Source organism: Amycolatopsis nigrescens CSC17Ta-90 (assembly GCF_000384315.1).
Taxonomy (GTDB): Bacteria; Actinomycetota; Actinomycetes; order Mycobacteriales; family Pseudonocardiaceae; genus Amycolatopsis; species Amycolatopsis nigrescens.
In genome coordinates this window covers 1,800,266-1,820,506 of the sequence record NZ_ARVW01000001.1, presented here as the reverse complement: position 1 = coordinate 1,820,506, position 20,241 = coordinate 1,800,266, and the positions used below count along the sequence as shown (strand labels likewise).

Here is a 20,241-nt window from a genome sequence, read left to right as displayed (position 1 = left end):
GATCCGGCCAAGGGGTGTTCGACGCGTTGGCAAGGGCACGCGAGAGGCGGCCGCGACACGGTAGGAGTCAGCGATGAAGTACATGATGATCGTCAAGGCCAGTGCGGAGTCCGAGGCGGGCGCGCAGCCAACCGAGCAGGAGTTCGCCGAGATGGCCAAGTACAACGAGGAACTGGTCAAGGCGGGCGTGATGCTTGACGGCAACGGGCTGCTGGACAGCGGGAAGGGTGCGCGGGTGCAGTTCTCCGGCAAGGGGCAGTCCACGGTGGTGGACGGTCCGTTCGCGGAGGCCAAGGAGCTCGTCGCCGGGTACTGGATCATCGATGTCCGGTCTCGCGAAGAGGCCATCGAGTGGGCCCGGCGGGTCCCGTTCGAGAGCGGTGAGCTGGAGATCCGCAAGGTTGCCGAAGCCGCCGACTTCGGCGAGAGCTTCACACCGGAGCTGCGTGCGGCCGAGGACCGGCTGCGCGAGCAGCTCACCGAGCAGCGCCAGCAGTAAGCGCTGGTACCGGTGGGTCCGGGGGTGCCGATCGTTTCGTGCGGCGGTCGGCACCCCGGCCCGGGAATAGCGACGGTGCGCGTCGGGTTGATCACGGGCATGGCCGACGACACCGCTGAGCTCAGCCCGATTGGCTGGGTCAAGGACCAGACCAACACCATCCTCGAGAACGGCACGACCGACGGCGTCGAAGTCCTCGGCAAGCCGACCGTGCTGCTGACCCTGCGGGGCGCGAAGTCCGGCAAGCTGCGCTACACGCCGGTGATGCGGGTGGAGCACAACGGCAGCTACGCCGTGGTCGCCTCCAAGGGCGGCGCCCCGGAGCACCCCGTCTGGTACTACAACATCAAGGCGCATCCGGAGTTCCCGCTGCAGGACGGGACCGTCACCAAGGACTACGTCGCCCGCGAGGTCGAGGGCGACGAGCGCGCGGTGTGGTGGGAGCGCTCCGTCGAGGCGTACCCGCCGTACGCCGAGTACCAGGCCAATACGGACCGGCAGATCCCCGTCTTCGTGCTCGACCCGAAGTCCTGACCCCAGCTCATTGACGCGTGCATAACGCACACATTAACGTGTGCGTTATGCACGCATTTGCGCCGAGTGGCGACCCCGAACCAGCCCGCCGGAACGTCGCGTTCGTGGCACTGCTGCTGGGCATGTTGATGGCGTCGCTGGATACCAACGTGGTGGTCGCGGCCCTGCCGTCGCTGGGCGCGTCGCTGGGGCAGCCGAGCGCGGTGGCGGGGGTGACCGCCGCGTATTTGCTGGCCGTCGCCGTCGCGACACCGCTGCACGGTGCGCTGGGCGACCGGTGGGGCAGGCGGCGGATGTTCGGCTGCTCGGTGCTCGTGTTCGCGGCGGGCTCGCTCGCGTGCGCGGCGGCGCCGTCGATGCCCGCTTTGATCGTGTTCCGGGCCGTGCAGGGGCTCGGCGGCAGCGGGCTGATCGTCGCGGCGGTCGCGGCGATGGCGGAGCTGTTCAGCCGGCATGAGCTGATGCGCAGGCAGGGCTGGATGACCGCGGTGTTCGCGGTGTCTTCGATCGGCGGCGCCCCCTTCGGCGGCCTGCTGGCGGGCGGCCCCGGCTGGCGGTGGATCTTCCTGATCAACCTGCCGCTCTGCCTGGTCGCGCTGGCTCTCGGCGCGCGGTCGGTGCCGGGGCGGCGGGCGGGTGCGGCCGCCGTGTGGCGGTTCGACGCCGCCGGTGCGGCGTTGATCGCGGTGGCCGGGGCGAGCGTGGTGGTGCTCGGCGGTGATCGTGCGCTGGCGACCAGTCCGGTGTGGGCTCCGGTGCTGGTGGCGGTCGCGGTCGCGGCGATGATCGCGCTGGTGCGGGTCGAACGCCGCGCGAGCGCACCCTTGGTCCCGCCGCGGATGTTCGCCGACCCCGGGTTGTCCCGCGCGATGGCGGCCACCCTTGGCACCGGTATCGCGCTGTTCGGGAGTTTCACCTTCGTGCCACTGGCCATCGTGGACGGCACCGGGCAGGACGCGGCCACCACCGGGCTCCTGCTGCTGCCGATGAGCGTCGGGCAGCTCGCGTTCACCAGCGGGTTCGCCGTCCTCGCGCGACGGTGGCCCGCGCTGACCCGGTGGGGGCGGCTCGGGCTGGGCCTCGGCATCGCCGGGATGACCGCGATGGCGATCGTGCCGGCGATGAGCCCCGGTGCCGGCCGCACCGCGCTCACCGTCGCCGGACTGGCGCTCGCCGGTGCCGCCCTCGGCCTGTCGATGCAGGCGTACACGCTGATCGCCCAGTCGCGGGCGTCCGCCGACATCATCGGCGCCACCATGGCCACGCTGACCTTTTCCCGGCAGCTCGGCGGGTCGGCCGGCATCGCGCTGTTCGGCTGGGTCACCCTGCTGCTGGCCGGTCCCGGCGGACTCACCGCCGTGTTCGCCATCGCGGGTCTCGCCATGGTCGCCGCGCTGCTGGCGGCGCCTCGCGCGGTGCACGATCCCGCGGAGAGGGCGCTCGGCACAGCGGTTCGATGAACCGGCGATGTGGTTTCCGCGCGGCCAACCCTACATGCAGTTTTACGGTAGATTTTGCTTGACGGAATTCGGCGGCGATAACTACTATTCCGCTAACTGTCGGTGACCGCCGAGGGGCGCGTTGTCAACGTTACTGGGGTTCTGGGGTGTAGCGGACGAAAAGACTTGAGAAAGACTTTCGCAAAATCGAAAAGCACACCGGAGTTTGTCAACTCTTTCGAACGGGAAACTCCGTCCTTCCTTCGCCTCGGTTCCGGACCTGAGGCGAAGTCGTTCTTTGCTGAGCCGAGGAGCTTTGACCATGAACCAGATCGCGGGAGCGGAGATCGTCTCCCTCGACGACGAGGCCGCCGCGGACACCGCCCGCGCCGGTGCGAAGGCCGCCGTGCTGGCCCGGATGCGGCGAGCCGGTTTCCGGGTACCGGACGGGGTGGTGGTGCTCGCCGACGTGCTGCGGGCCCAGCTCGGCTCTTCGGCGCCGTCCGCGGAGGAACTGCTCGCCGCGCCACTGGCACCGGAACTGCGGCAGGCGATCGTGGCCGCGGGGCGCACCCTGACCGGCCCGCTGGCGGTGCGCTCCTCCGGGATCGACGAGGACGGTGCGCAGGCGTCGCATGCCGGCCAGTACGACACGGTGCTCGACGTCGACGGCGACGACGAGCTGGTGGACGCGGTCCGCACCTGCTGGGCGTCCGGGCTCTCGGCCACCGTGCGCAGCTACCGGAACAGCGTTGGCCGCGAGGGTGACTCGCCGCTGGCGGTGCTGGTGCAGGACATGGTGCGGGCCGACGCCGCCGGGGTCGCCTTCACCGCGAACCCGGTCACCGGCGCGCGGGACGAAATCCTGGTCAGCGCGGTACCCGGCCTCGGCGAAAAGCTGGTCTCCGGCGAGGTCACCCCGGACGAGTGGGTGGTCCGCGGGGAGCGGGCCGACAACACCGCCGACCACCACGGCGCGCTGAGTGCCGAGCAGGTCAAGGAGATCGCCGCGCTCGCGGAACGGGTCGCCGAAGAGTTCGGCGGGCCGAGCGACCTGGAATGGGCCGTTGCCGGCGATGAGCTCTTCCTGTTGCAGGTGCGGCCGATCACCGCGCTCGCCGATCCGGAACCCGAGCCGGTGCCGATCCTGATCGACCCGCCGGAAGGGTTCTGGGTCAAGGAGTCCACGCACGCCCCCGCGCCGCTGCTGCCGATGACCCAGGAGTTCGTCCAGGACAACAACGACGCGCTGCTGAACAGCTACACCGAGTTCGGGTTGCTTGCCGGGATGCGGTTGAAGATCATCGGGGGCTGGCACTACCAGAGCATGGTGCCGGCGGGCCCCTCGGCGCCGTCGCAGATCGAGCGGTGCATCACCGCCTCGCGTACCGACCACCTCGGCACCGTGCTCTCGGACTGGTACGACGAGCAGCGCGACTCGTTCCTGCGGCGCATCGAGCGGCTGCGGTCGGCCGACCTGCCCGCTCTGTCCACAGAGGACCTCGTTGGTCAGCTCACGGACGCCAGGGAACTGCACCGCGACGCCGCCATCGTGCACTTCCGGCTCGTCGGCGCGGTGGTGATCGCACTCGGTGAGCTGGCGGTGCTGCTCACCGAGGAGCTGAAGTGGCCCAACGAGCAGGTCTTCGAGCTGTTCGCCGGCCTTTCCCCGGAGAGCACGAACCCCGCCAACCAGCTGCGCGGCCTGGTGGAGATCGCGGAGAAGCGGCTGGACGGTGCGTACGACCTCACCTCGGTGCGGGCCCTGCTCGAGACCGATGCCGAATTCGCCGCGACCATGGAGACCTATCAGCGGGAGTACGGGAGCCGGGCGCTGCACTACGAGCTGGCCACCCCGGCACTCGGCGAACGACCCGACCTGATCCTCTCCCTGGTGCGCGACCAGCTCGCCCGCGGGGCCGCCCCCGAGGTGTCTCCCGCGGAGGTGGCCGACCAGGCGACGATTCGCGAGGCTGCCGCCGCCCGTGCGCGGGCGGCGATCGAAGACTCCGCCGAGCTGCAGCGGTTCGAGCACCTGCTGGCCCGCGCGCAGAAGGCGTATCCGGTGCGGGAGGACAACGAGTACGCGACGGTGAGCGCGCCCTACGCCCTGCTGCGCTGGGCCGCGCTGGAGGCCGGCCGTCGGCTGGTCGACCTCGGCCGGTTGGACAAGCCGGAGCACGTGTTCTTCGCCGAGGTCAAGGAAGTGCTCGCGGCACTCACTCGGGAAACCGACCTGCGCGGGATCGTCGAGCGCCGCCGCGGGGAGCATCGGTGGGCGTTGCAGAACCCGGGACCCGCCAGCTACGGCGTGCCACCGGGGCCACCGCCCGCGATGGACGGGCTGCCCGTCGAGGTGCGGTCGGTGGTGAGCGCGTTGCGGTGGTCGATGCTGAACGCGGTCGGTGCGCCGGTGGCCGACAACGAAGCGGGGCAGTCCACCGTGCGAGGGCTACCCGGCTCGGCGGGCAGCTACACCGGGACCGTCCGGGTGGTGCTCGACGAGCACGAGTTCCACAAGATCCAGGTTGGCGACGTGCTGGTCTGCCCGTCCACGTCGCCGGTCTGGTCGGTGGTGTTCCCCAACATCGGGGCGCTGGTCACCGATACCGGCGGGGCGCTGTCGCACGCCGCGATCATCGCCCGTGAGTACGGCATCCCGGCGACACTGGCCACCGGGAACGGCACCGAGACACTGGTCGACGGCTCGACCGTGACCGTGGACGGCACGGCGGGCACCGTCGAGATCCACTCGGTGGGCTGAAACCGTTGTCCAGCGAGACGAACGACGCCGTGCGGGCGAGCCCGGCGGCGTCGTCCGGTCGCGACCGCAAGTGGTGGGGCCTGACGGCACTGGCTTCGGCGCAGCTGATGGTCACGCTGGACGCGACGATCATGGTGATCGCGCTGCCGTCCGCGCAGCAGGACGTCGGGCTCGGTGACGCCGGCAAGCAGTGGGTGTTCACCGCCTACGCGCTCACGCTCGGCGGCCTGCTGCTGCTCGGCGGCCGGATCGGGGACCTGATCGGGCGGCGCCGCGCGCTGCTGATCGGGGTGCTCGGGTTCGCCGCCGCGTCGGCGCTCGGTGGCGCGGCGACGAACCCGGCGATGCTGATCACCGCGCGGGCGCTACAGGGCGCGTTCGCGGCCGTGCTCTCCCCGTCCACCCTGTCGCTGGTCAGCGTCATGTTCACCGAGGCGAAGGCACGCGCCCGCGCGTTCGCGATCTTCAGCGTCACCCTGATCTCGGGCGGTGCCGTCGGCATGATCCTCGGCGGCATCCTGACCAGCCAGCTCAGCTGGCGCTGGTGCATGTACGTCAACCTGCCGATCGCGGCACTGGTCGTGGCCGGGGCACTGAAGTTCGTGCCGCGCACCAAACCGGTGCCCGGCGGACGGCTGGATCTGGTCGGCGTGCTGCTGATCGGGGCCGGCCTGACCGCGCTCGTCTACGCACTCGGCGAGGCGGAGCTGCACGGCTGGGGTTCCCCGCTCATCATCGGCCTGCTGGCGGCTTCGGTCGTGCTGCTCGCGGTGTTCGCGTTCTGGCAGACCCGGGCCGCCCATCCGCTGCTGCCGTTGCGGATACTGGCCGACCGGGCCCGGATCGGGGCCAACCTGGCCATCGTCACGTCGCAGTTCGCCGTGCTCGGCATGTTCCTGTTCATGACCTACCAGCTGCAGTCGGTGATGGGGTATCCGGCGCTGGAGGCCGGGTTGGCCTTCCTGCCGTTCGTGGTGGTGAGCTTCCTGGTCTCCACCCAGCTCACCGCCCGGCTGCTGACCCGCGTCGCGCCGTGGTGGCTGATCGCCGCCGGCCTGCTGATGCTCGGCATCGGGGACCTGCTGTTCACCCGGCTGACCCCGGACAGTTCCTACGCCGGCCTGCTGCTGCCCGCGCTGCTGGTGTTCGGGGCGGGCAGCGGCCTGCTGATCGCCCCGGTGATGAGCAGCGCGACACGGGTGGACAACCCGGCGGACGCCGGGGTCGCCTCCGCCCTGATCCGTACCTCGCAACAGATCGGTGGCGCGCTCGGGGCGGCGTTGCTGAACACCGTCGCGGTCGCCTACACCGCGGCCTCCCAGCACGAGGGCCCCCTGGCCGCCGCCGTGCACGGCTACACCGCGTCCAACGCACTGGCCGCGGCCGTGCTGCTGGCCGGTGCGGTCTGCGTCGTGCTGCTCCGTCCACGGCGCCAAGACGTGCCCGGCGACCGAATCCGGTAGCCGGGCACGCGCTGGCGCGTCTGTCTGAAGTGGACTAGGGCACGATCTCCATCTGCGCCATCATGCCGATCGAGGAGTGCTCCAGGAAGTGGCAGTGGTACATGTACTTGCCGAGATGGCCCTGGAAGGTCGCCTGCACCCGGACCGTCTCGCCGGCGACCAGCTGCACGGTGTCCTTGAGGCCCTTATCCTGTTGCAGCGGCGGCTTTCCGTTGCGGTCGAGCACCTGGAACTGCACCAGGTGCATGTGGAAGTTGTGCGGGGTGCCGACCGGGTCCGGGCTGGTGAGGGTCCAGACCTCGGTGTCCCCGTCCTTGATCTTGAAGTCGACCCGGTCGATGTCGAAGGGCTTGCCGTTGACAAGGCCCACCCGTGACCCGCCGACCGAGCCGAAACTCAGTGCCACATCACGGAAAACGGTCGGTGTCCGGAGCGGCGGCAACTCGCGCAGCTTGTCCGGGAGCCGGCTGTTGTCGGTGGCCGGCCTGGTCACCACGAACTGCAGCAGTTCGCCGGCGGTCGGGTCCTTGAGCACCAGCTTGGTGCCGATCGGGCAGACCGAGAAGTCGATCACCACGTCCGCCCGCTCGGCTGAGCTGAGCACCAGTTCGGACAGTGTCACCGGGGCGGGCAGCAGTCCGCCGTCGGAGCCGATCTGGACCAGCTTCACGCCGTGGATCTGAAGTTTGAAGAACCGCGAGTTGCCGGTGTTGAGCAACCGGAACCGGTACTTCCTGGCGGCCACCTCGAAGTACGGCTTCGGGATGCCGTTGACCAGGATCGTGGTGCGGTCGGCCGGTCGGCCGCCGACGACCAGGTTGCCGTCCTTGTCGAAGGCGCTGTCCCTGATCATGATCGGCACGTCGAACTCGCCGCTGGGTAGTTCGAGGGCCCGTTCGGCTTCGTCCTCGATGATGTAGGTGCCGTGCAGGCCGCGGTAGACGTGCTCGGCCTCGGTGTGGTGGCTGTGGTCGTGGTACCACAGGGTGGTGCCCTGCTGGGTGTTCGGATAGCTGTACAACTTGGACTGTCCGGGTTCGATCAGGTCCATCGGGTAACCGTCGCTGCTGGCCGGGGTGTGCCCGCCGTGCAGGTGGACGTTCACCGGCTTGGTGTAGTTGTTGGTGTAGCTGACCAGCGTCCGGCGGCCGGTCCTGGCCCGGATGGTCGGCCCGGCGAACTGTCCGCCGAAGGTCAGCACCGGCGTCTGGATCCCGGGCAGGATCTCCGAAGTCGCCGCCTGGATGGGAACCTGGTACATGTCGAAGTCCGCGCCGCTGGAAGCCGGGTCCAGTACCGGCACCACCGGCATGGGTCTGGCGAACGTCTGGATCTGCGGCTCCACCGGTGTTCCGGACGCCGCGGTCGCGACGTCGTGTGCGTGGCTGCTGTCCGCGGCGACCGCGGATTCCTTCGGGCCGAGCAGCCGCGGCATCGCGAGCGCTCCGACCGCAACCCCGCCGAGCATGAGTACGGTACGTCTTTTGGGCATGGTTATCCCCCGGAATCAATTAAAGAAAATCATTTGTGCCCCAGTGCACCGGCCGGGCAACCCCCATTGGTCAATCCGGCCGTTCGAACTGATCATCGTGAGGTTACACGGATCCGTTACGGGACAAGGAACCCGTGGTTCCGAAAAACGGAACAGGGCATCTTTCCGTGTCCTCGCGGACACGCTCAGCGCCGGTCAGCTGCGAGGCGGGGGAAACCTGACGGACTGGTGAAAGTTCTGGGCGCGCCTTGGAAAATCCCGGTATTGCGAGTTATCCGGCGATTGCGCAATCGGTCGAACACGCTGCCCGAATCGCGCCTTTCCTTATGGGCGCCATTTCACGGCAAGATCGTCTATCCGGTTAGAACATCGCGTTCACGCCGGTGAGGTCCCGGCCGATGAGCAGCTTCTGCACCTGGCTGGTTCCTTCGTAGAGGGTCAGCACCCTGGCGTCGCGCAGGTACTTCCCGGCCGGGAACTCGTCGATGAACCCGTAGCCGCCGAAGACCTGGAGGCAGTTGTTGCTGACCCGCACCGCGGTCTCGCTCGCGTGGTACTTCGCGATCGAGGCGTCCGTCGCGTAATCCTTCGGTGCCACACCGTGATCCGCGATGCGCGCGACGCGGTGGGTCAGCAGCCGCGCGGCCGTGATGTCCACCAGCGAGTCCGCCAGTAGTTCCTGCACGAGCTGGAACGAGGCGATTGGACGGTCGAACTGGGTGCGCTCGGTCGAATAGCGCACGGCGGCGTCGAGGGCCGCCTGCGCCAGCCCGACGGCGCCGGCGGCAACGGACACCCGGCCACGGGACAGCGCGCCGAGCGCGATGCCGAGCCCTCTGTCCACTTCGCCGAGCCTCGCCGAGTCCGGCACGCGCACCGCGTCGAAGTTCAGTTCCGCGGTCGCCTGGCCGCGCAGCCCGAGCTTGCCGTGGATCTCCGTCGCGGTGAAACCCGGCGAGTCGGTCGGCACCAGGAACGCGGTGAGGCCGCGGTCGCTGGTGCGCGCGAAGGTCAGCGCGACCTTCGCCCAGGTTCCGTTGGTGATGAACATCTTGCCGCCGTCGAGCACCCAGTCGCCGCCGTCGCGACGGGCGCGGGTACTGACCGACGCGGCGTCGGATCCCGTGCCGGGTTCGGTGAGCGCGAAACAGCCGAGTGCGTCGCCGCTGACCAGGCGCGGCAGCCAGTGCGCCCGCTGCTCGTCCGAACCGTGCGCGGCGATGGTCTTGGTGACAAGGCCGAGCGACACCGACACGATCCCGCGCACGGCCGAGTCACCGCGCCCGAGCTCCTCGGTGACCAGGACGTAGGACAGCATGTCCGCTTCGACGCCGCCGTACGCTTCCGGCACCATCAGCCCGAGGAAGCCCAGTTCCCCCAGTCGTTTCACGATGCCGCGATCGACCTGTTCGGCGCGGTCCCACGCTCGGGTGTGCGGCACGATCTCCTGGTCGGCGAACTGGGCGGCCATCGCGCGGAAGTCGCGCTGGGTCTCGGTGAGGTCGAAGTCGGGCGAGATCATGGCTGGCTCTCCAGCGGGTAGGCGGGGGTGGTCAGCGGGAGGCCGAGTTCGGCCCGTTCGCGCAGCCAGCGGGTCGGCCGGTAACGCGGGTCGCCGGTGCCGTCGTGCAAGCGGGTCTGGAGTTCGAGCAGGCGGCGGGTGCCGACGCGGTCACCCCAGGCGAGCGGTCCGGTCGGGTAGCCGAGCGCGGTCGCGACGGCGAGGTCGATGTCCGCCGGCGTGGCCAGCGAGCGTTCCGCGATCGATGCCGCCACGGAGACGATGGACGCGAGCAGCCGCTGCGCGACCGAACCATGGGTGTCGCGCACGACCGACACCGCACCGGAACCCGAAGCCAGCACGGCCCTGGCGTCGGCCACGGCGACCGGGTCCGACGCCGGGGTCGCGGCCAGCACCGGGCGGCGTGTGGACAGGGACAGCGGATCGACGCCGACGGTCCGTTCGGCGGGCAGCCGGTGCGCCGCCACGGCCGCCGACACCGCGGCGCCCCAGGTCGCCACCAGCACCACCGCCCGCGAGCCGGGTTCGCGGACCGCCTGCGGCAGTGCCGCTCGCAACGCGTCGGCGTCCGGCCCGGTCCCGGCGATCCACACCGGACGTGCGGCGTCGCCGGTGACGGGCGGCTCGGACGGCGGCTCGGCGCCGGGGCGGTGGTCGTAGAACCCCTGCCCGGTCTTGCGGCCGAACAGACCGGCGGCGACCCGGTTCGGGGTGAGGAACGACGGCCGCAGCCGGTCGGAATGCCGGAAACCGGCCCAGATCGAGTCGATCACGGCGGCGGTCACGTCCAGTCCGGTCAGGTCCATCAGCTCGAACGGGCCCATCCGCAGGCCGAGCACGTCGCGGGCGATCCGGTCGATCTCGGCCGGGGCCGCGACGGAGTCCTCCAGCAGCGCGAGCGCCTCGGTGACCAGCCCCCGCCCGGCATGGTTGACCAGGAACCCCGGGGTGTCGGCGACGACGACCGCGCGGTGCCCGGACGCGCGCACCAGTTCGGCCAGCGTCACCGGGATGTCCGGGCGGGTGGCCGCGCCCGGCACCACCTCGACGATCTTCATCAGCGGCACCGGGTTGAAGAAGTGCAGCCCGGCCAGCCGGGCCGGGTCGGCCAGTGTCGCGGCGATCCGGGTGACCGGCAGCGAGGACGTGTTGGTCGCGAACATCGTCGTGGGCGGCAGCGCCCGCTCCAGCGACGCGAACAGCTCCGCCTTGGTGTCGAGGTCCTCGCGGACGGCCTCGATCACCAGCTCCACCTCGTCCCCGCGCGCCGCCACCGAGTCCAGCGGCACCAGCCGGTCGAGCGCCGCCTCGGCTTCCGCACCGGACATACGTCCTTTTTGGACAGCCCGGCCGAACATGTCCCCGACGAAGCCGATGGCCTCGCCGACCGCCTCCGGCCTGGCGTCGGCGAGTTCCACGGTGTGCCCGGCGGTCGCGGCCCACTGGGCGATACCGCGGCCCATCACGCCGGTGCCGATGATCCTGATCCGCACGGGTTCCTCCTCAGAATCTTGCGGGACACCCGCACCCGATCGATGGGGGCATGCGCAAAAAGCCTCGCATGCCCCCATCTCAGCGCAGGTAGACGCGGCCGGGGTCGACCTCTTCGCGCAGCCGGTGCAGCTCGGCCGCGGCCGGGGGTTCGACGGTGTGCAGCTCGGCGGCGGTCTCCAGCGGCCAGCCGGTGGCCGCCCGTACCTGGTCCAGGGTGACGCCGGGGTGGATCGCGACCAGCCGCAGCGGCTCGCCGGCACCGGCGCGCGCCAGGATGCCGAGGTCGGTGATCACCCTGGTGACCCCGGCGCCGCGTGGCCGGATCCCGTCGGCCAGCGCCCGGTCCGGACCTGGTGACGTGCAGAAGTCCAGTTCGTCCACAAAGGACCTGGGGTCGTGCCGGCGCATCACCACGAAGACCTCGCGGGAGTTCGCCATCACCTCCATCGCGCCGCCGGGTCCTGGCAGCCGGACGTCGGGGCCGTCCCAGGCGCCGATCACCGAGGAGTTCAGGTTGCCCCAGCGGTCGATCTGCGCCGCGCCGAGGAAACCGACGTCGATGTGCCCGCCCTGCAGCACGTAGCCGAACAGCGCTGGCATCGGCAGCACCGCCTCGGCGCCGGTGACCAGCACCGCGTCCGCGATCGTCTCGGGCAGGTGCGACGGGTGCGCGCCGCAGACCCCGGATTCGTAGACGATCTCCAGTCCCGGCGCGACGGTCAGCTGGGCGAGCGACGCGGCCAGCGTCGGCAGCCCGATCCCGGCGAACACCGTGCCCTTCCCGGCCAGCTCGCGGGAGGCGACCACCGAAAGCAGCTCGGACGAGGTCGCTTCACCGTCCATAGTGGACTCCATCTGCGGTGCTCCTGTCACTGTCGCCGACCGTAGTTCACCGGCAGGCTCAGCGCCTCACCGACGGCGAGGCCCGCCCAGAACTCCTCGCCCAGTTTCGCCACGTAGTCCGCGTGGTCGCGGGTGCCGTAGACCCATTCCGCCAGCCAGGCCCGCAGCCGGTCCTGGTCCTTGCTGATCGCCGACCAGGCGCGGTAGAACGCGTTGTCCCGGTCGTAGTAGCCCTGCGCGAAGGACGGATGCGCGCCCCGAGGACAGGCAACCACGGCGTCGACCGCGTGCGCCGGGATGAGTGTGCGGTTGGGGTCGCCGCGGATCACCTCGTCCTCGACGATCTCCTCGACCACCACGATGGCTTTGGCCGACGCGTACACGGCTTCGGTCTGCACGCCGGTCAGCCCCCAGAGCTGGGTGTTGCCGGCCCGGTCGGCGCGCTGCGCGTGCACGATCGCCACGTCCGGGTTGAGCGGGGGCACCACGTACACCTGCTCGCCGTCGTCGTACGGCGAGGTCACCTTGCGGATCCCCGGGTTCACGGCCGGCAGGTCGCTGCCAGCGTAGGAGCGCAGCGGGTAGAACGGCAGCCGCTGCGCGCCGGCCAGGTAGCGGCAGATCATGCCGTAATGGCTGTACTCCTCGAACTCCAGGCGCTCGGTGCCGGTGCGCTCGATCCGGCGCCGCAGTTCGCCCAGCGATCCGGCGGACGAGTTGCCGACGAACGAGGACACCAGCTTCCGCACGCAGCCGCCGGCCAGCAGCTGGTCCACCACGATGTCCGCGGTCATCCTGGCCACCGTCAGGTCCCGCCGGCCCTGCCGGATGATCTCGTGCCCGGCCGCGGTCGGGATCAGGTGGGTGAACCCTTCGAGCGCGACGGTGTCGCCGTCGTGCACGAACGTCGCCACGGCGTCGGTCATCGTGCTCGTCTTGTCGGTCACCGGCCCCACCGTGCCAGCTCTCATTGATTACTGTCCAATACTGAATTAAGGTCGCATTGATATCGAGAGCAGATCAGTTGAGGTCGGGATGGAACTGCGCTATCTGACCGCCTTCCTGGCGGTGGCCGAGGAGCTGCACTTCGGCCGCGCGGCGAAGCGCCTGCAGATGGCGCAGCCACCGCTGAGCCAGCAGATCCGCCAGCTGGAGAAGGAGCTCGGCGTCCAGCTGTTCGAGCGCAACACCCGTTCGGTCCGGCTGACCAGCGCGGGGGAGTCCTTCCTGGCGCCGGTACGGGCCGTGCTCGACGACCTCGACCTCGCGACGCGGGCCGCGAAGGCTGCCGGACGCGGTGAGTACGGGCGGGTCACCATCGGCTTCGCCGGCGCGTCGAGCCACGAGTCGCTGCCGCTGCTCACCCGCGCCGTCCGTGCCGCACATCCCGGCCTGGAACTGGTGATGCGCGGGCAGACCTATGCCAACGTCGCGCTCGACCGGGTCGCGGACGGCTCGCTCGACCTCGGTTTCGTGCGGCTGCCGGTCAGCCAGCCAGGGGTGCGGGCCAGGGTCATCGACGACGAGGAGCTGATCTGCGCACTCCCCTCGGACCACCGGCTGGCGCGGCGCGAGCGCATCCCGATCGGCGAGCTGGCCGACGAGGTTTTCGTCAGCTTCCCGGCCAACGCCGGTTCGACCGTGCGGGAAGCCACCGTCAAGGCGTGTGCCGACGGCGGGTTCACGCCGCGCGTCGTCCAGGAGGCGCCCGATTCGTACACCATCTTGGCGCTGGTCGCGGCCGGGGTCGGGGTCACGCTGACGCTGACCTCCTGCCAGCACATCCAGCAGACCGGGCTGGTGTACCGGCCGCTCGCCGGGCCGGGAATCCGGCTGCAGGCGGCACTCGCCTGGCGCGCCGACAACCCGTCGGCCGCATTGCGAAGCGTTCTCGCGGTCGCCGAAGCGGCGTTGCCGACCCCTGCGCCACGCGTCGATTAAGACGCGGATCCAATCACTGGCGGGTCTATTCGGTATTGGACTTGTCTGGGTCGCGACTGGCACCGTTGCCGCCAGCACAGGGACGTGGGCGCCGGGGGGTCGCCGCGCCGATCCCTCTGGCCGGCGAATCTCAAGGGAGAGAACATGGCTGCGGCGACCGCACGCGACGCGAACGCGACCGCGAAACGCGCGGGCATCGGGGCGTTCATCGGCTCGACCATCGAGTGGTTCGACTTCTACATCTACGGCACCGCGTCCGCCCTCGTGTTCGACAAGGTGTTCTTCCCCGAGCTCGACGGCGCGCTCGGCACCCTGGTGGCGTTCGCGACCTTCTGGGTCGGGTTCCTGGCCCGCCCGATCGGCGGCATCATCTTCGGCCACATCGGTGACCGGCTCGGCCGCAAGAAGACGCTGGTCATCACCCTGTTGCTGATGGGCGTGTCGACCACCTTGATCGGGGTGCTGCCGAGCTACGCCTCGATCGGGATGGCCGCGCCGATCCTGCTGGTGCTGATCCGGATGATCCAGGGCATCGGCCTCGGCGGCGAATGGGGCGGGTCGGTGCTGATCGCGTCCGAGCACGCCCCCAAGGGCAAGTCCATTCTGTACGGCGCGTTCGCGCAGCAGGGTTCCCCGGTGGGCAACACGCTGAGCACGGTCAGTTTTCTTGCCATCAGCCAGTTGCCGGACCAGGCGTTCGTCAGCTGGGGCTGGCGGATCCCGTTCCTCGCCTCGGCCCTGCTGGTCGGGGTCGGGCTGTTCATCCGGCTGAAGGTCACCGAGTCACCCGCGATGGCCGGGCTGATCAAGGCCAAGAAGGTCGCGAAGCTGCCGCTGACCGAGGTGCTCCGCAACCATCCGATGCTGATCGTGCTCGGCATCGGCGCCTGCACGATCGGGCTGTCGGCGACCTATTTCAAGTCCACCTTCGCGTTGTCCTGGGCGACGTCGGACGTCGGCTTCACGCGGAGTTCCTTCCTCACCATCATCTTGGTCGCCAACATCACCCAGATCCTGGTCCAGCCGTGGGGCGCGGTACTGGTCACCCGGATGGACAGCTGGCGCAAGGCGGTGTGCGTGATGCTGCTGCCCGAGCTCGTGCTGATGCCGCTGATGTTCCTGCTGATCGGCACCGGGAGCTACAGCGCGGCGATGCTCGGCGTGGTCGTCGCGACCGTGCCGCACTGCCTGTATTACGCGGCGCTCGCCGGCATGCTCGCCAGCCGGTTCCCGGCGCACGTGCGCTACACCGGGATCTCGCTGTGCTACCAGCTCTGCGGCACGCTGCTCGGCGGCACCACCCCGATCGCCGGCCAGTTCCTGCTCAACCTGACCGGCTCGATCGCCGCGGTGATCGTTTTCGCGGTGTTCCAGGTGTTGTTGACGCTGGGCTGCATGCTGGCCCTGCTCAAGCGCCCCAACTACGACGAACGCGCCGGGGAACAGGCCGAGGCGCGGCCGATGATCTCCCAGCACCGCCTGTGAGAGTGTCGCCTATGCGCAACATCTACGTCGTCACCCATCCAGAAGCCACGCACCACGTCGATCGACTGGTGGGCGGCTGGTACGACTCCGAACTCACCCTGGCAGGAACGCGGGCGGCGGCCGCCATCGCCGGGTCGCTACGGGCCAGGGTGCCCGAGGGCGCCGAAGTGGAACTGTTCTCGTCGGACCTGCGGCGTACCTCCCAGACGGCCGAGGCGGTGGGCGAATTGTTCGGCGTGCGGCCGATTCTGGACGAGCGACTGCGCGAGAAGTCCTACGGCGATGCCGGAGGCCGGCCGCAGGAGTGGCTGGACCAGCGGTTCGTCCCGCCGCCCGCGACGGGGGACCGGATGCGGCACGACGAAGGAATACCGGGCGCCGAGACCAGGGCAGCGCTCGCGCAGCGCGTCTACGCGGCGATGGACGCGATCCTGGAAAGCCCCTGCGCGCACCAGATCATCGTGACGCACGGCTTCGCCCTCACGTTCGTCCTGGCGTCCTGGATCAGGATGCCGCTCGAATCAGCGGACTACGTTGGTTTCCGGGCCCCCTCGGGCAGCATCACGGTGCTTCGCGAGGACGACTTTTTCCACAACCGCCAGGTTTCCAGTCTCGGTGACACGAGCCACCTCGACACCGTTTCTGGTTAGCGCTTTCTTCCCTCTTTCGTGTTTGGGCACGGGCGTTTTTTGTCGGAGGTCGCCGGTATTCTGGAGTTAGGTTCGGAGCCTGGGAGGTTTCTGATGCTTTCTCTGGATTGGTTATGCTCGATGGACGAGGACGCACTTGAGGAGTTGGATCCGCCGCAAGTGGTCGAGGTGGTCGTTTCGACTCGGCGGGCGATCTGTCGGGTGCAGGCGGTGCAGGCTTTGGCGATCGCGCGGCTGAACCGTGCTCGTGGTGGTGCGCGATCGGTGGCGGATGAACTGGCGCCGGAGTTGCGGCTGTCCCGTGAAACGACCGCGACCCGGGTGGCCTTGTCGGAGGCGTTGGCGTCGCGGATGCCGTGTCTGCTGGCAGCAATGGTCGCTGGCGAGCTGGATATCGAGAAGGCCCGTCAGGCGTTTGATGGTGTGGCGGTGTTGTCGGATGAATTGGCCCATCAGGCGGATGAAATTCTGGCCGATCGTATCGGCGAGAAGAATCCGAGCAACTGGCGGAAAACGGTAACCCGCGTTGTCGCGGCCCTCGACCCCGAAGGCCAACGCGCCCGCGCGGAGACTCGCCGCAAGCAGCGCCGGGTCGAGTTGCACCACGAGCCTGATGCGATGGCCTCGCTCTGGGCGTATCTCCCGGTGGAAATCGCGACCGCGGTGTATGCCCGGATCGATATGTTGGCGCGGAAGTTGCGCGGTGGCGATGAGGTTCGCACGCTGGACCAACTTCGGGCGGATGTGTTGGCGGAGTTGCTGCTCGGCAAGGGCTGGGAGGGCTTGGCCGCTCAGGTGTTCATCCACATTCCGCTCGACACTGCGTTGGGTATCCGTGAGGACGGCTGCGAGTTGGTCGGTCATGGCCCGATCCCGGGTGAGTTCGGGCGTCAACTCATGAACCAGCCCAACTCGGTGTGGCGGAAGGTGTTGACCGATCCGGTTTCAGGCACTGTCCGGGATATCGGCCGCAAGAGATACCGCCCACCGGCCGATCTCGCCGAACTGGTTCGCGTCCGCGACCGCACCTGCCGGGCACCGGGCTGCAACCGCCCCGCCCAACGCTGCGATGCCGACCATTGCACCGCGTGGTCGCAAAACGGGGACACCCGCGAGCACAACCTGTGTTGCCTCTGCCGCTACCACCACGGCCTGAAAGACGAGCCCGGCTGGAAGTTCGAGTTCGACCCGGCCACGGCCGATTTAACGGTCACCACCCCGACCGGCCGCACCTACACGACGCGACCGGAGCCACTCCTCGACCTTCCAAAGACCGCTGACGAGCCTCCGCCCTTCTAACTTCCGGGTCGTGGTGGGTGGTCGCCTTGCAGGCGACGCGAGGCAAAATTTCGCTCCTGTACAACGTTGCGTCGTTGGTCGCCATACCAGACACTCACACCCCACCCCGCCGACCTGCGCCCGGCTGGGTAGCCCGTCCGTCGTTGTGGTCCCGGCGGTTGTGGTCGGCGGTGTCTGCGGGGAACCGGCACGCCCTGAACTCAGCCGAGGTCGGCGAGCTTGTGCGCCAGCAACGCTCGTTCGCGTTCGTTGCCGCACAATCCGATGGCGCGCTTCAGTTCGGTGCGCGCCTCGTCGGTGCGGCCGAGGCGGGTGAACAGTTCCCCGCGAACGGTCGGCAGCAGATGCGAGTTCGGCAGTGCGTCGGTGGCCACCAGTTCGTCCACGATGGGCAGTGCCGCGGCCGGTCCCTTGGCCATGGAGACCGCCACCGCCCGGTTGAGGTCGACCACCGGGGACGGGGCGAGCCGGCCGAGCGCCTCGTAGATGAGCACGATGCGTTCCCAGTTCGTCGCGTCCACCGACGCGGCGACGGCGTGGCATTCGGCGATCGCCGCCTGCAGGCCGTAGGCGCCGAGGCCGCGGCCGACCTGTTCGGCGCGGGCCAGCGCGGCTCGTCCACGGCGGATCGCGGTGCGGTCCCAGCGACTGCGGTCCTGGTGTTCCAGCAGCACCGGCCCGCCGTCCGGCCCGGTGCGGGCGGGAAAACGCGCCGCGGTCAGCTCGAGCAGCGCCAGCAGGCCGTGGACTTCGGGGTCGTCCGGCACCAGGCGGGTCAGCACCCTGGCGAACCGCTGCGCCTCGCTCGCCAGGTCGAGCCGGATCAGGTGATCACCGGAACTGGCCGAGGACCCCTCGGTGAAGATCAGGTACACCACGCTGAGCACCGAGCCGAGCCGTTCGGACCGCTGTGCGGCCGGCGGCACCTCGAACGGCACCCTGGCCGCCCCGAGGGTCTTCTTCGCCCTGGTGATCCTGGCCTGCACGGTGGCCGTCGGGACCAGGAACGCCTTGGCGATCTCGTCACTGGTCAGACCGCCGACCACGCGCAGGGTGAGCGCCACCCTGGCTTCCCGCGACAGCACGGGGTGGCAGGAGATGAACATCAGCGCGAGCACGTCGTCGTCGATCTGGTCCGGATCCCACAGCACGTCCTCGGCGTCCCTGGCCGGATCGGCGGGCGCGCTGCCCGAGACGACGCCGCCCTCACCCAGGTTGTGGGCGAGGGCGGCGTACCTCTCGTCGAGGGCGGAACGGCGGCGGAACGCGTCGATCGCGCGACGACGGCCGGCGGTGAGCAGCCACCCCGCCGGGTTGCCCGGTACGCCGTCACGCGGCCAGCTCACCAGCGCCTCGGCCAGTGCCTCCTGGGCGAGGTCTTCGGCCAGCGCGAAGTCGCCGGTGTACCGGGTGAGCGCACCGACGATCCGCGCCGACTCGATCCGCCAGACGGCGGCGACGGCCTCGCGGCCGGTGTGATCGCTCATCTGCTCGCCGATCCGCTCAGAGCTGGCCGGTGGCCTCGCGCCACGCCCGCTCCTTCTGGATCCACTCGTTGTCCTGCGGGAGCTCGTCGATCGAGGTGATCCGGCGGATCTCGGCCTTGCTGCCAGGGCCGGCCAGCGGCGCCCGCTTCGCCCACTCCACGGCCTCCTCCTTCGAGGCCACGTTGAGGATCCAGAAGCCGGCGAACAGCTCCTTGGTCTCGCCGTACGGGCCATCGGTGACCACGGGCGGCTCGGAGGAGTAGTCGACCACGACGCCCTCCGCGGCGTCGTCGAGCCCTTCCGCGGCGACCAGCACGCCGGCCCGGACCAGCTCGTCGTTGAACCGGCCCATCGACGCGACGATCTCGTTGAAGTCGATGTCCTTGAACTCCTGGTAGGTCTCGTCGGTCGCCCGCATGATCAGCATGTACTTCATGGTTCCGTCTCCCTGGTTGTCCGGGTCCCGTTCGGACCCTCTCACCTCTGGGTCGAATGGCAAGCCTGCGGATCGACAGACCCGCCGAATCTTTTTCCGAAGCTCGGTCGCGGCCGCCCGCGACCACTGACCACTCATTTGCTTCGGCGCAGGGACGCGAGATAGTCACGCAGGGTCCGGCCGGTGCGTTCGGAACTCCACAGCTTCAGCACCTCGGGATCGTCCGACGGCCGGGCGGCGTCCATCCGCTCGCGGGCGGGCCGGCGGAGCTGGCGCTTGGCGAGTGCGTACACATCGGCCGGTGCGACGCAGAGCCCTTCCGCTCGCCGCAGTGCCGCGGTGAGCAGCCGATCGGGCTCGACGAGCTCGTGCACCAGGCCGATCGCGGCGGCCTGGTCGGGGGTCAGCCTGCCGGGATCGAGCACCAGCGCGTCCAGCGCCGGGCCGACGGCGTGGCGCATGATCTCCAGCGGCACCGTGGGAAACGGCACGCCCGCGGCGAGCTCGGTGAGGCCGATGGTGCCGCCCGACATCAGCCGGAGATCGCAGGCCGCCGCCAGCACGCAGCCACCCGCCAGCGCGTGCCCGTTCACCGCGGCGACCACCGGCCTCGGATGCTCGAACAGGGTGAGCGTCGCCAGGTGCAGGGCCGGCAGGAACTTCTCGACATATCGCGGGCCGCCGTCCGCGATCCGCTTCAGGTCCACCCCCGCGGAGAAAGATCGCCCGCTGCCGGTCAGCACGACCGCGCGGGCTTCGGCGACGGCGGCCAGCGCCTCCGGCACGGCGGTGAGCAGCTCCAGGTCCAGCGCGTTCACCGGCCCGTGGTGCAGGGTCAGCACGGCGATCCCGTCGTGCTCGGCTGTCTCGATCATCCGGCCATCCTGGCCGGT

General features: G+C 69.7%; 17 protein-coding genes. 9 read left to right on the top strand and 8 right to left on the bottom strand.

Going from position 1 to position 20,241, the window contains the following annotated elements; all coding sequences use genetic code 11:
• The first annotated feature begins 73 nt into the window (after positions 1-73).
• From AMYNI_RS0108350 to AMYNI_RS0108330, 5 genes are all read left to right on the top strand, one after another.
• Positions 74-499, top strand: coding sequence for a YciI family protein (locus AMYNI_RS0108350; RefSeq protein WP_020667548.1), 426 nt, complete (start codon positions 74-76; stop codon positions 497-499).
• Between the two features lie 99 nt (positions 500-598).
• Positions 599-1,033 (top strand): nitroreductase family deazaflavin-dependent oxidoreductase, encoded by a 435-nt coding sequence (locus AMYNI_RS0108345; RefSeq protein WP_026360193.1) that lies wholly within the window; start codon positions 599-601, stop codon positions 1,031-1,033.
• 47 nt (positions 1,034-1,080) lie between these two features.
• Complete coding sequence (locus tag AMYNI_RS0108340) at positions 1,081-2,493, top strand: MFS transporter (protein WP_245573903.1); 1,413 nt, start codon at positions 1,081-1,083, stop codon at positions 2,491-2,493.
• A 301-nt stretch (positions 2,494-2,794) separates the two neighbouring features.
• A complete protein-coding gene (locus AMYNI_RS0108335; RefSeq protein WP_020667545.1) occupies positions 2,795-5,236 on the top strand; it encodes a PEP/pyruvate-binding domain-containing protein in 2,442 nt (813 codons plus the stop codon).
• Positions 5,237-5,241: 5 nt separating this feature from the next.
• Positions 5,242-6,699: an MFS transporter gene (locus AMYNI_RS0108330; protein WP_020667544.1), complete on the top strand. Its 1,458-nt coding sequence runs from the start codon at positions 5,242-5,244 to the stop codon at positions 6,697-6,699.
• A gap of 34 nt (positions 6,700-6,733) precedes the next feature.
• Here AMYNI_RS0108330 and AMYNI_RS0108325 read toward each other — a convergent pair whose 3' ends face one another.
• The 5 genes from AMYNI_RS0108325 to AMYNI_RS0108305 form a co-directional block, all read right to left on the bottom strand.
• On the bottom strand, positions 6,734-8,191 hold the full coding sequence (locus AMYNI_RS0108325; protein WP_026360190.1) for a multicopper oxidase family protein: 1,458 nt from the start codon (positions 8,189-8,191) through the stop codon (positions 6,734-6,736).
• Positions 8,192-8,552: 361 nt separating this feature from the next.
• A complete protein-coding gene (locus AMYNI_RS0108320) occupies positions 8,553-9,713 on the bottom strand; it encodes an acyl-CoA dehydrogenase family protein (RefSeq protein WP_020667542.1) in 1,161 nt (386 codons plus the stop codon).
• A complete protein-coding gene (locus AMYNI_RS0108315; protein ID WP_020667541.1) occupies positions 9,710-11,206 on the bottom strand; it encodes a 3-hydroxyacyl-CoA dehydrogenase in 1,497 nt (498 codons plus the stop codon). Before AMYNI_RS0108315 ends, AMYNI_RS0108320 begins: the two co-directional genes overlap by 4 nt.
• Before the next feature lie 79 nt (positions 11,207-11,285).
• Entirely contained in the window at positions 11,286-12,062 is a 777-nt protein-coding gene (locus tag AMYNI_RS0108310) for a CoA-transferase subunit beta (protein ID WP_026360189.1), read from the bottom strand.
• 14 nt (positions 12,063-12,076) lie between these two features.
• Positions 12,077-13,021, bottom strand: a complete 945-nt coding sequence (locus AMYNI_RS0108305) for a CoA transferase subunit A (protein ID WP_051116287.1) — start codon at positions 13,019-13,021, stop codon at positions 12,077-12,079.
• A 64-nt stretch (positions 13,022-13,085) separates the two neighbouring features.
• Here AMYNI_RS0108305 and AMYNI_RS0108300 point away from each other — a divergent pair, with 64 nt between their 5' ends.
• The 4 genes from AMYNI_RS0108300 (at position 13,086) to AMYNI_RS0108285 (ending at position 17,425) form a co-directional block, all read left to right on the top strand.
• Complete coding sequence (locus tag AMYNI_RS0108300; protein ID WP_020667538.1) at positions 13,086-13,991, top strand: LysR family transcriptional regulator; 906 nt, start codon at positions 13,086-13,088, stop codon at positions 13,989-13,991.
• Positions 13,992-14,135: 144 nt separating this feature from the next.
• On the top strand, positions 14,136-15,476 hold the full coding sequence (locus AMYNI_RS0108295) for an MFS transporter (RefSeq protein WP_020667537.1): 1,341 nt from the start codon (positions 14,136-14,138) through the stop codon (positions 15,474-15,476).
• Between the two features lie 11 nt (positions 15,477-15,487).
• The gene (locus tag AMYNI_RS0108290; protein WP_020667536.1) at positions 15,488-16,126 is read left to right on the top strand and encodes a histidine phosphatase family protein; all 639 of its coding nucleotides are present in this window, start codon (positions 15,488-15,490) and stop codon (positions 16,124-16,126) included.
• Between the two features lie 120 nt (positions 16,127-16,246).
• Positions 16,247-17,425, top strand: coding sequence for an HNH endonuclease signature motif containing protein (locus tag AMYNI_RS0108285; RefSeq protein ID WP_020667535.1), 1,179 nt, complete (start codon positions 16,247-16,249; stop codon positions 17,423-17,425).
• Positions 17,426-17,625: 200 nt separating this feature from the next.
• Here the strand turns inward: AMYNI_RS0108285 and AMYNI_RS0108280 are convergent, their stop codons facing one another.
• The 3 genes from AMYNI_RS0108280 to AMYNI_RS0108270 form a co-directional block, all read right to left on the bottom strand.
• Complete coding sequence (locus AMYNI_RS0108280) at positions 17,626-18,912, bottom strand: RNA polymerase sigma factor (protein ID WP_020667534.1); 1,287 nt, start codon at positions 18,910-18,912, stop codon at positions 17,626-17,628.
• Between the two features lie 16 nt (positions 18,913-18,928).
• Positions 18,929-19,348: a YciI family protein gene (locus AMYNI_RS0108275; RefSeq protein ID WP_020667533.1), complete on the bottom strand. Its 420-nt coding sequence runs from the start codon at positions 19,346-19,348 to the stop codon at positions 18,929-18,931.
• Positions 19,349-19,482: 134 nt separating this feature from the next.
• On the bottom strand, positions 19,483-20,223 hold the full coding sequence (locus AMYNI_RS0108270; protein WP_020667532.1) for an enoyl-CoA hydratase/isomerase family protein: 741 nt from the start codon (positions 20,221-20,223) through the stop codon (positions 19,483-19,485).
• Positions 20,224-20,241 lie beyond the last annotated feature (18 nt).